Source organism: Verrucomicrobiales bacterium, assembly GCA_016793885.1.
Classification (GTDB): domain Bacteria; phylum Verrucomicrobiota; class Verrucomicrobiia; order Limisphaerales; family UBA11320; genus UBA11320.
In genome coordinates this window covers 75,759-87,124 of record JAEUHE010000149.1, presented here as the reverse complement: position 1 = coordinate 87,124, position 11,366 = coordinate 75,759, and the positions used below count along the sequence as shown (strand labels likewise).

The following is an 11,366-nucleotide window of genomic DNA, read 5'->3' as shown; positions in this document are numbered from 1 at the left end:
ACCCCATCGTGGGTTGCGGTTTGTTTGGGGGTGTTGGCCGATCCAGTCGCAACCCGCGTTGGGGTTGTGAGAAAATAACGACTAACCCAGGGTAGGCGCTCCCGCTTCGCGCCAACCCTGGGCTTTGAGGCGGAATCCCTGTGGGATTCTAACATCTGGTCGAAGAACTTGTGGGTAATACTCAGGTCGTGCCACCGCGGTCCATAGTCGGGCCTCGCTTCGGACCACGTGCACAGGCTGCCTCGCTTTTCCTGCGACAGTGGTTTTCAGGTTGAGTTGATCGTCTCGTACCTTAAGCTCGTAGGCATCCGTCCATGAAACCACTTATGAATCTCCGATTTCTCCTCCCCGCGGTCATGCTTGGCTTCGGGTGGGCTTGTGCCACCGCAGATGGGGTGGCCGACAATCAAATTGATAACGTTCGCCGTCAGCCGCCGCCCGGAAAACCGATCGCGGCGGAAGATCGTCAGGAGCTAGACCGTGGCGTTGCGGAACTCGCTTCGGAGATTGAATCGTTGAAAACCGAGCTGAAGGGACGTTCGGCGCTGTTGGAGTTGCTGCCTGACATCCAAATCTTCCATAAGGCGGTGAGCTGGGCGCTTCAGTATGATGAGATTTTCAACCCGACGAACGAGGTGGTGGCCGCCAAGGACTTTATTCGGCAGGGGCTGGAGCGAGCGCGGCAGCTGCGGGAAGGTCGTTCTCCGTGGACCTCGGCCACGGGCTTGATCGTGCGTGGCTATCGATCGCGATTGGATGGCAGTGTTCAGCCTTATGGCCTGGTGGTTCCACCCACCTACCAGTCCGCCAGTGGCCGGCAGCACCGGTTGGATTTTTGGTTTCACGGTCGCGGCGAGATCCTCACCGAACTGAGTTTCTTGCGGGATCGGCAGCGCTCACCGGGCGAGTTTGTGCCGCGGGACACCTTCGTCCTGCATCCCTACAGTCGCTATTGCAACGGGCAAAAGCTGGCCGGTGAGGTGGACGCGTTTGAAGCCATGGACCATGTTCGACGATCCTATCCGATTGATGAGAATCGCATTGTGGTGCGAGGTTTTTCCCTCGGCGGCGCGGCCTGCTGGCATATGGCGGTGCATCATGCCAGCAAGTGGGCGGCAGCGGCTCCTGGAGCCGGGTTTTCTGAGACCCCCGATTTCCTCAAGGTCTTCCAGAAGGAGACCATCCAGCCCAGTTGGTATGAGAGGAAGCTCTGGCACCTCTATGATTGTCCGGACTACGCCATCAATCTGTCCCACTGCCCGACGGTGGCCTATAGTGGCGACAAGGATTCGCAGAAGCAGGCGGCGGACATGATGGTGAAGGCGATGGAGGCCGAGGGCTTGGACTTGGTGCACATTATTGGCACCAACGCGGGTCACCATTATACGGCGGAGGCCAAGGCAGAGATCAATCAGAGGCTGGATGCCATCGTGGCTCGCGGGCGAGAGCAACTTCCTGCTCGGGTCCGGTTCGCCACGTATACCCTCCGTTATCCGGAGATGGCCTGGGTTCGCATCGAAGGGTTGGAAGAACATTGGGAGCAGGGGCGTGTGGAGGCTGTGCTCACGGGAGGCTCGGGTGTGATCGTCAAGACGAAGAATGTGAGTTCCCTCGTGCTGAACATGGCTCCAGGCCTATGTCCCTTGGATCCGGTGGTGAAGCCGAAGGTGACTTTGGATGGGGTGGAACTTTCTGCCCCCCGGCCTCGATCGGACCGTTCCTGGATGGCGGAGTTCTCCAAAGTGGGCGGGACGTGGCGCGCTGGACCTTTGGAGGGAAAGGCGGGCGAGTTCCGGAAGAAGCCCGGATTGCAGGGCCCTATTGATGATGCGTTTCTGGACAGCTTTTTGATGGTGAAGCCAAGCGGATCGGCGTGGCATGAGAAGACCGGTCGCTGGGCGGAAGGCGAGTTCAAGCATGCAGTCGAACATTGGCGGCGTCATTTCCGAGGCGACGCGCGGGTCAAGGAAGCGGGGGCCGTTACGGATGCCGATATCGCGAGCCACAATCTGATCCTGTGGGGAGATCCTTCGAGCAACCCGTTGCTCCAGAAGATTCTTCCCCTGCTTCCGATTCAGTGGGATGAGCGGTCGTTGCGCGTGGCTGGGGTTGCGCATGCATCATCGGAGCATATGCCGGTGATGATCTATCCCAATCCGCTCAACCCTCGCCGTTACATTGTGTTGAACAGTGGGTTTACCTTCCGGGAGTATGACTATTTGAACAACGCGCGGCAAGTTCCCAAGCTTCCCGACTATGCGGTGATCGATCTCAAACAACCGGTCACGAGCCGTTTTCCAGGCGGAGTTGCGGCTGCCGGCTTCTTCAACGAACAGTGGCAGTTTCGTTCGTCACCAAAGTAGGTCGAGACTCCGTCCATCCCATGCATGCACCTAGGCTTTGAGAGGGTCGATTGGGACATGGCGAGGAACACTTAACTAGAATCTACGTTGAGAGGCCCTCAGCGGGAGTAACCTTCCTGGAGCAGCGGAGCCTGGGGCCCTTGTGGGCTCGACGAAATCGGAACTATAAGCTCAATCGGATCGATCCTCGATCAAGTCTCTCCCTACCTCCCTGTGCGGAGCACCGACGGGAACCTCACCCGCTTTTATCCCCAACGGGATCTCACAATCGCTGTTGATTCCACGGCTCGATTTCCTTAAGGGTAGGGAGTTGCCACATGAAATCATGCATCGTTAGATCGTTGCTGTTACTTGCGCTCGTCCTGAGCGCGAGGCCTCTTTTCGCCCAATCGTCCACCGACTCGCTGCCGGCCTTGGTCGGCTTGCTTTCCAGCTCGGCTGACGAGGGCCTTCGACTGGACGTGCTCCGGGGGATGAAGGCCGGCCTCCAAGGACGCCGGGGGGTGGCGATGCCCGCCGGATGGGCCGAGTTGGAACCGAAGCTTCTGGAGAACCAGAGCGCCGAGGTTCGTCTGCTGTCTCAGAGCCTGGGGCTGACTTTTGGAAGCGAGCGCGCCCTGAGTGCGCTGCGGCTCATTTTCCTGGATTCCAAGGCTGATGTCGGGGCTCGCCGATCTGCCTTGGAAGGCTTGCTTTCGGTTAAGGATCCGCAGTTGACGGGCGCATTGAAGCAGGTGCTGGGCGATACGGCGATTCGACCTGAGGCTATCCGAGCCATGGCCAGTTTCAATGATCCCGCCACGCCCGCAGTGCTGTTGGGCGTCTATTCGAAGCTTAACTTGGGAGAACGTCGCGATGCATTGAACACATTGGCGTCGCGTCAAGCTTTTGCCCAGCCGTTGGTTGAAGCGATGAGATCGGGACAGATCCCTCCGAGCCATCTCACTGCGGACTTGGTCCGACAGATTAAGAACTTGAAGGATACCCGGCTTAACTCGGATTTGGAAACACTCTGGGGCGTGACTCGCGAAACCAGCGCTGACATGAAGAATGAGATTGAACGCTACCGAAAAATCTATCGCGCTGGGGGATCCACTCCTGGGAACGCGAGTCGAGGGCGCAAGGTATTCGCTCGAATCTGTCAGCAGTGCCACACCCTTTTCGACACGGGTGGCAAGGTGGGGCCCGACTTGACGGGATCGAACCGTGCCGACCTCGACTACATCCTCTCCAACATCGTCGATCCAAACTCGGTGATCCCCAACGACTATCGCACGTCAACCGTGGAGCTGAAGGATGATCGGGTTCTGACGGGGATTGTGCGGCAGCAGGACGATAAAACGGTGACCGTCGCAACTGCCAATGAGACCTTGCTGCTGCCGAGGGGGGACGTTCGGTCCCTTCAGTTGAGTGAGTTATCCATGATGCCGGAAGGTTTGATGGCTCAGTTGACCGATGAAGAGGTTCGCGATCTGATCTACTATCTCGGACGCCCGGGCCAGGTGCCCTAAGGGGTTGGCTGGGGGCGGGAGGTTGCTCAGGCGATGAGGGGGGGCCTGGGCGTGTGGTGAAGATCGTCCGAGCAGGAGTAGGGCAGGTTCTCAAACACATCGCCGATCAGACACCGGGCCAGCGAATGGCGCTGTTCTGGGAATGGGCTGAGACAATTCGAAAAGTTGAAGCCTGGATCATAGAACGTTTGAACCCAATGCCGTATGGCCTCCACTCCCCGGTTGTAGACAGGCTCAAAGGCGCCCAAGGTTTCTGCTGATAGGTTACCCGATTGCAGTGCCCGTTGGATGGTGTTCGCCGCCATCTGTGCCGAGGAAAGCGCCAGGAAAAGGCCCGACGAATAGATCGGATCCAGAAACGCACGCGCGTCACCAATCATGATCCAGCCGTTGCCGGAGGTTTGCGAATTCGCGTAGGCCAGCTGGTTCATGCTCAAAACCCTTCCCGTCATCCTTGCCGTTTCGAGCTTCTCCAGCAGCGCGGGGCATTGGCTCATGGTTTCGTGAAAAGCGACCTCGGGGTGTTTGGATCGTCGAAACAACCTTTCATTGGGCCCCACAACGCCCACGCTTACGAGGTCATCCGGGAGAGGGATGTGCCAGAACCATCCGCCGTCGGGGATTAAGAAGATGGTTGTCTCTCCGGCGTCGAGACCCGTTGCTCGCTGCCCACCTTGATAGTATCCCCAGATAGACGCTTTGCGCAGATCGTTGCGCAGGGTGCGAAAGCCTAACTGGCGGCCGAGCAAGCACCCGCGTCCGGAGGCATCGACCACGACCTGCGCGGGCACGGTGACCCGCTGTTCGCGGTGACGTATAATCTCGGCACCGATGGCGCAATCGCCTTCGAAGCTTATATGCGCGACCTGGCTGTCCTCCCAGACATCGACGCCATTCTCCCGGGCATGGTTCAGAAGCATTTGATCAAAAGTCCATCGTTCGACCTGCCAGGTCCTGGCTTGGTCGGGAGGCAGGAGGTCCGAGAAATAGAATGGGTAGGATGTGCGGCCATCTGCAGACACGAACCGGACACTGCGTTTTTCGGGGAAGGGGGAGGCTTCGAGTTTGGGTAAGAAGCCCATCTCCTGGAAGATTCTATTGGTACCGGGGGCGAGGGATTCGCCAATGTGATATCGTGGGAAGGCAGAGGAATCCACCACCAGACAGCGGACGCCCCGGCGGGCCAGCAAGGTGGCCACGGTGGCGCCAGCAGGTCCGCCACCTGCAATCAATACTTCCCAACCCTTGGACGCTCTTGAATCCATGATCAATCGAAGCGGCGCTATCGGTGTCCGCCAAGCTGCCTGGCTTCTGTGGCGGAGTTCGCGTGAGAAGTGGTCAGCTTAATCAATAAACCCTCTCCAGCGCGGTTTGGCTGGACAATTCTTGGCAACCTTAGCTCTGGGCGGCCGGCTATTTCTTGGGTAGGAAGGTGAAGGCCACAGCGCCCAAAATGCAGATGAATGCGGCAACGTGATTCCAGCGAAGCTTTTCACCGAGGTAGAGCCAGGCGAATCCGATAAACACGGTCAGGGTGACGATCTCTTGTATGATTTTCAACTCGGTGGCCGAGTAGGTGCCATGGCCCCAGCGGTTGGCTGGCACTTGAAGGACGTATTCGAAAAACGCGATGCCCCAGCTCACAAGAATGACGATGTAGAGAGGAGAGCTTTTGTACTTCAAGTGGCCGTACCAAGCAACCGTCATAAACACATTGGAGGCGATCAGCAGAGCGATGGGTAACCAGCGGTTGTGGATGAGTTCGTTCATGGTCAGAAACGGTGCGGCGTTGGGTTGCGGACGAGAAAATTAGGAAAGTGGGGGATCGATAGTCTTGTGCTCCAGAGAGCGAACCTCCTCGGGCGTGAGGTGGCGATACTGGCCTTTGGGTAGATCGCCAAGCACAAGGTGGCCGATGGAGACGCGAACGAGGCGCAACACTTCGAGCTCCAAGCTGGAGAGTAATCGCCGGATGTGACGATTCCGTCCCTCGTTGAGAACGATGCGCAGCCAGCAGTGTTTTTCACCCTGTCGCAGGAGGTCGAGCCGGAGTGCGCGCAGAATCTCCCCGTCTACGTGCACTCCCGCTTCGGCCTTGGTTTTCCACTCGGCTTGGAAGGTTCGGTTTACCTGTACGTGGTAGCACTTTTCGCAATGAGTGATCGGATCGGTGACTGCGTCGGCCCACGTGGTATCATTGGTGAACAGTAAGAGGCCCTCGCTCGCCTGGTCGAGCCGCCCCACGGGGTTGAGATGCGGCAGATTCTTTCCGGCCAGGCACTGGAAGACGGTGGCACGACCCTTTTCATCGGAGGCTGTGGTTACCAAGCCGCGCGGTTTGTTCAGCATGAGATAGACTCGGTCTTCGATCCGTACTACGCGACCATCCACAGAAAGCTGGTCGACGCCGAATCGGACCGGGAACTCCGGGTCCTTGCGGACGTTCCCATTGACCATGACCCGGCCGGCGCGGATAAGCTCAGTTGCTTGGCTGCGGGAGCAGAACCCTAGCTTGGAAAGGACTCGTGCGATGCCGTGTCGCGGCAGGTTTGGTTTCGCAGAATGAGACTGTCCGAACGGTCTTCGGCTCACCCCTCGAGTCTGATGAAAACCTCGACTGAACCCAAGTCGAGATTTGTCGGAATTAGACCGAGTTGTAGCGCGCCTTCACGGCAGTGAATCTTGCCTTGGCGGCGCTGGTCAGCGATTCCATCTGGCCGGGATCGATTCCGAGCCTCTCCAGGCTTGCGGGGGTAGGGGAGGCTGAGGGGGTGTCCGCGATGACTTTCCCCAAAAGATTTGCCACATAAACCGCATCGCAGATAGGGTCGAGGCCTTCTTCAGGGCTGTGGTGGTAAATGATTCCTTTGACAATGCCTTCTGGCAGTTGCCAATGCTGGGCGATGATGCCACCGAGTTCACCATGGTGGACTCCAAGAATCTGCCGCTCTGCATCGAGGGGATGGAGGCCACCTTCGCAGGCGGCTCTTCGCAGCCACTCCAAGTCTTCCGTTGTCAAGAATCGTCCCATGACCAGCTTTCCAATGTCGTGAAGCAACGATGCTGTAAATGTTTCCTGAGGCAATGGTTCTTGGGTGAATTCCTGTAGGGTTTCGGCGGCCGCCGCCGTCGCCACCGAATGTTCCCAAAGGGCACCTTCGCTGAGGTTGTAAGCCTTGACGTGCTGTTTCAGCAGGCCGTTCACTTTGGAGGCTACGGTCAGAGCCATCACCCGGGAGGCTCCGAGTCGAAACACCGCCTCTTGGGCACGGGTCACCCGCGTGGCTCCGCCGGTGGCGGCTGAGTTCGCCGCCCGAAGGAGTCGCACCGTCAGGGCTTCGTCGTAGGCGATGATGTCGGCGACCTCAGTCAGATCGCACTGCCCCGACCCCAACAGCGAGGCCAGCCTGACGGCGCTCGCCGGTAGAGGTTCCAGTTCGTTCGCCCGCTGTATGAGCTCATCAAGATCAAGCATAACTTACCTCGTAGGGTTTTGGAGTCGGGTCATGCCGCCGCTAGTGCTTTGGCCGCCAGGGACTGGTAAACCGTGGCGCGACCCAAAGTCATGGGCTGCCAGTCCGGGTCGATATTCATGGTAGTTTCCGCCGTGCCCAGGAATAGGTAGCCGTTGGGCTGCAGACACTGGCGGATCTTCTTCAAGATGGTCTTCTTGGACTCGATATCGAAGTAGATCATCACGTTGCGGATGAAGATGACATCGAACATGGGCATGATAGGCCATGGTTTGACGAGATTCATCTGGCGGAACTCGATCAGCTTCCTCACCTCATCTTTGATCACCCACTTCGCATCTACTTTGTTGAAGTACTTAATGAGCATCGACGCTGGCAGCCCGCGGTTCACCTCCAGCTGGGAATAGATGCCCTTCTTTGCCTGGGTGAGCACGGTAGGCGAGAGGTCCGTGCCGAGTATGCTCACATTCCAATCCTTGAGAATTGGGAAATGCTCGCGAAGCAGCATTCCAATCGTGTAGAGCTCCTGACCGGTAGAGCTCGCCGCCGACCAGATGGTGAGCTTTTTGAGCGGAGTGCGTTGCTCGATGATCTTGGGGAGCACATGTTGTCTCAGGGTCTCGAATGGGTGAAAGTCCCGAAAAAAGGAGGTTTCATTGGTCGTCAGCGCATCTATCACCTGCTCGTTAAAGAGGGTGCCGGCGCGATTCGTCCGCAGCTGAGTTAAAAACTCATCGAGGGTATTGAAACCCGACTGCTTGGCGATCGGACCGAGCCTCGTCTCGACGAGATACTCCTTTCCTGGTTCGAGAATGATGGCCGCTGTGTCCCTTGCGAAATCACAGACGAACTTGAAGTTTTCTTGAGTCAGAGCCATACGTCATGCTTCCTAGCTGATTTCACCGCTTACTACGCCGCTTTCGAAATCGAGGAGGTCCTCCCCTCTCTCACCCGCTGAACGATTTCACTCGCCACCCTTTCCAGAGGCAGGATGGCATCGGCGAGGCCGGCCTGGACCACGCATCCGGGCATTCCCCAAACCACACTGCTCAGTTCATCCTGAGCGATGACTTGAGCTTGCTTCTCCCGCAAGTGCTGGCAACCACGCAGACCGTCCTGCCCCATCCCTGTCAGCACGACTCCAAGGGAGGAGGCTCCATAGGCCGCAGCCACGCTGCGAAAAAGGACATCGACGGCTGGGCGGCAGGAGTTCTCGGGAGTGCCCTCGTGCAAATGTAAAACGGTCTGGAGACCTTCGCGCCGAACCTCCATGTGCTTTCCGCCGGGGGCAATGTAGGCTTGGCCCGGCTGTAGCCGCTGTCCATGTTTTCCTTCCTGGAAGCCCACCGAGCCCAGGGCGTGGAGACGTTCAGCGAGCAAGGCGGTAAACATCGGGGGCATGTGCTGAACGATAACGATGGGAAGTGGGAAATCCTTGGGAAATGACTTGAACACGGTAGCCAAGGCATTGGGCCCCCCGGTGGAGGTTCCAATTGCTAGAATTTCAATGGGGCGTTTTGGTCCCGTGCGCGGTGGCAGCGTCGCCGGCTTGAGCCGGGACACGAACTGAGTGTGATCGCCCGGTGGAGCATCGACACGCAGGTGGCGACAGTGGGTTTTAATTTTTGGGATCAGTTCAGTCTCGAGTCGCTGGATCCCCTCGGTCACTGCTCCTACGTTGGCTGGCTTCGTGACATAGTCGGTGGCTCCGAAGGTCAGGGCGTCCAGGGTGGTTGCGGCTCCTTTGGCCGTCAGGGTGCTGAACATGATCACCGGCAGCTTGGGGTAGAGCTTTCGGATCTCCTTCAAGGTCGCGATGCCATCCATTTCGGGCATCTCAACGTCTAGGGTGATGAGGTCAGGATTGACCTGGGGAATCTTCTGCAGCGCAATTTTTCCGTTGGCAGCCGTTCCAGCAATCTCGAGTTGTGGATCGCGCTCCAGTACCTCGGTGATCATTCGCCGCATCACCACGGCATCGTCCACAACCAACACTCGGATCTTTGGCATATCGTTTTGTTTCGTTCGGGCCTTGATGGCGGCGACTATGACTCAGGGCATGAGGCCGAGGATCATTAGCTTTTCTTCCAAAGCTTCCCGGGTTACGGGCTTCATCATGAAGTCATTGGCTCCTGCCTCGAGGGCCATGGTGATCTTCTCTTCAGTATTGTTGGTGGTCACCATCATGAGCTTGAGATTGTCGAAGTCGTGATTTCGTCTCACGAAGCGGACGAATTCAATACCTGTCATGCGAGGCATGTCCCAATCGACGAGGGCAATATCGAAGGGTTGGAGTGGATCGTTCTTGATGAGGGTGTCGAGGGCGTGGCGCCCGTCCTCGGCCTCCACGGTTGTAAAGGAGAACTCGTGAGCGAGGTGGCTCAGAAACCCTCGCATGGCTTTCGAATCATCAACGATGAGCATTCTCATAAAAACATCAATTCAGGATTAAATCGTATCGGAGCCTCAGGCTAGCCAAACGCGGACTGCTTTGGTTCCTTCTTCCCAGGAAAACAATTCCCCGGGCTCGTAGTTGCTCCGACGAGCTCGATCCACAATGGCTGGAAGATCTATGGCTCGGCGACGCAGAGTGGCTTTGAGTTCCACAGGAACCAACTGCTCTAAGTGATCGGTCGCTTCCGCATCGAAGCTTAGAGAAATCTTTGTTTCAGCTGCCTCGCGGACTTGGATGTGTAAGGCATCGGACTTCATGGTCTTGGTCTCGGTGGGGCGCGATGGCATCGGCTCTGGCCGGGCGTCGGTCTGCTCTCGCAGTCTGCATTCCAGGAAGGCGTCCCTCCAGGGGACCGGCACGTTGAGACGAGTCAGGTAGTGAAGCACCCCTTGGAAGGTGCGTAGAATAAAGAGGATTTCCGCTGGGCCGGCGGTCCTAAAGGCCAATCGATGTTCGCCCAGCAGCGATGCCAGACGCGAACTGAGATTCCAGGAGGAGGCAAGAAATGGCGTGGAGGTTGTAAACGGTTCGCAGAGGATCGCCGCGACTTCAGGCAGCCGCCGGCGGAGCAGGGGCAAGGCATTAGGGTTGAAGCCCATCTGAATGAAACAATCCCAGATCAATTCGCTTTGCGAGTTTCGATCCATCGAGAGCCGTATCAAGCGCGCGAGAGCATTGCTGAAGCGGGTGCTGACGCGCTTCACGCAGCCAAAATCCAAGAGGCCCAACCTTGCCTGGTGGCCTGGCTCAGCTGGAAGAAATCGATAGTTTCCCTGATGGGGGTCTGAATGGATTAATCCCCACTCGAATATTCCTTTGAGGAACAAGCGAAGGATCGTATCAGCCACGTGTTGGCGATCTTCTGGGCTCCAAGATGCCGTGCCGGAGAATGAGCTGCCGCGAATCCAGGTGGTCACCAGCAATCGAGGCCCGCTCAGCTCGGTGATCACTTCCGGTACCGCGAGGTGAGGCCAGTCCGGGTTATCCGTGAGATGATGGAAATCTTGAATCGAACCAGCTTCGGCTTTGTAGTCGGTTTCTCGATTCAGCATGGATCCGATTTCGGTGCGATAGGAAGCCACATCGAAGCCGCCCCGCAGATCCCCAATTGGAGCGGTGAGCCAACCGAGGGCCTGCAGATCCACTTTAATCTGGTCGCTCACTCCTGGGTATTGAATTTTGATGGCGACCTCGCGGCCGTCATGCAGCACCGCGTGATGAACCTGTCCGATGGAGGCGGAAATACCCTGAGGGTCTACTTTCTGGAAGTGTTTTCGAATAGGGCAACCGAGCTGCCGTTCGATTTCGGCGAACGCTTCCGTGGGCGTCAAGGAAGGTTCGTTTTCGGTGAGTCGACTGAAATGGGCTGCGTCGTCGTTCAGTTCGGAGAAAGACAGGAGCTGTCCGATTTTCTGAGGCAGTCCATGGAGTAATCCGAGACGATCCACGATGCGCCGCACCTTCCGCTGCTGTTCGGAGCCCTTCGGGCGGGAGCATTTCAACGAAACCAGATCTTTGGCCAGCAGACCCAGCTGAAAACTCCGCTGCAACGGCTGGTTCATGA

General features: G+C 57.6%; 10 protein-coding genes. 2 read left to right on the top strand and 8 right to left on the bottom strand.

Annotated features, from left to right (window positions below):
• Nucleotides 1-326 precede the first annotated feature (326 nt).
• Together JNN07_16850 and JNN07_16845 are read left to right on the top strand one after the other, a co-directional pair.
• Nucleotides 327-2,363, top strand: a complete 2,037-nt coding sequence (locus JNN07_16850) for a prolyl oligopeptidase family serine peptidase (protein ID MBL9169411.1) — start codon at nucleotides 327-329, stop codon at nucleotides 2,361-2,363.
• Between the two features lie 317 nt (nucleotides 2,364-2,680).
• Nucleotides 2,681-3,874, top strand: a complete 1,194-nt coding sequence (locus JNN07_16845) for a c-type cytochrome (protein MBL9169410.1) — start codon at nucleotides 2,681-2,683, stop codon at nucleotides 3,872-3,874.
• Nucleotides 3,875-3,900: 26 nt separating this feature from the next.
• Here the strand turns inward: JNN07_16845 and JNN07_16840 are convergent, their stop codons facing one another.
• The 8 genes from JNN07_16840 to JNN07_16805 form a co-directional block, all read right to left on the bottom strand.
• Entirely contained in the window at nucleotides 3,901-5,139 is a 1,239-nt protein-coding gene (locus JNN07_16840) for a tryptophan 7-halogenase (GenBank protein MBL9169409.1), read from the bottom strand.
• A 148-nt stretch (nucleotides 5,140-5,287) separates the two neighbouring features.
• Nucleotides 5,288-5,644, bottom strand: coding sequence for a DMT family protein (locus tag JNN07_16835; GenBank protein ID MBL9169408.1), 357 nt, complete (start codon nucleotides 5,642-5,644; stop codon nucleotides 5,288-5,290).
• A 39-nt stretch (nucleotides 5,645-5,683) separates the two neighbouring features.
• Nucleotides 5,684-6,466 carry an rRNA pseudouridine synthase gene (locus tag JNN07_16830; protein ID MBL9169407.1) on the bottom strand — a complete coding sequence of 261 codons (783 nt, stop codon included), beginning with the start codon at nucleotides 6,464-6,466 and terminating at the stop codon, nucleotides 5,684-5,686.
• 52 nt (nucleotides 6,467-6,518) lie between these two features.
• A complete protein-coding gene (locus tag JNN07_16825) occupies nucleotides 6,519-7,349 on the bottom strand; it encodes an HDOD domain-containing protein (protein ID MBL9169406.1) in 831 nt (276 codons plus the stop codon).
• A gap of 29 nt (nucleotides 7,350-7,378) precedes the next feature.
• The gene (locus tag JNN07_16820) at nucleotides 7,379-8,224 is read right to left on the bottom strand and encodes a protein-glutamate O-methyltransferase CheR (protein MBL9169405.1); all 846 of its coding nucleotides are present in this window, start codon (nucleotides 8,222-8,224) and stop codon (nucleotides 7,379-7,381) included.
• A 32-nt stretch (nucleotides 8,225-8,256) separates the two neighbouring features.
• On the bottom strand, nucleotides 8,257-9,357 hold the full coding sequence (locus tag JNN07_16815; GenBank protein MBL9169404.1) for a chemotaxis response regulator protein-glutamate methylesterase: 1,101 nt from the start codon (nucleotides 9,355-9,357) through the stop codon (nucleotides 8,257-8,259).
• A gap of 42 nt (nucleotides 9,358-9,399) precedes the next feature.
• Nucleotides 9,400-9,777 carry a response regulator gene (locus JNN07_16810; protein ID MBL9169403.1) on the bottom strand — a complete coding sequence of 126 codons (378 nt, stop codon included), beginning with the start codon at nucleotides 9,775-9,777 and terminating at the stop codon, nucleotides 9,400-9,402.
• Nucleotides 9,778-9,813: 36 nt separating this feature from the next.
• Nucleotides 9,814-11,364: an AarF/ABC1/UbiB kinase family protein gene (locus JNN07_16805; protein ID MBL9169402.1), complete on the bottom strand. Its 1,551-nt coding sequence runs from the start codon at nucleotides 11,362-11,364 to the stop codon at nucleotides 9,814-9,816.
• Between the last annotated feature and the right edge of the window lie 2 nt (nucleotides 11,365-11,366).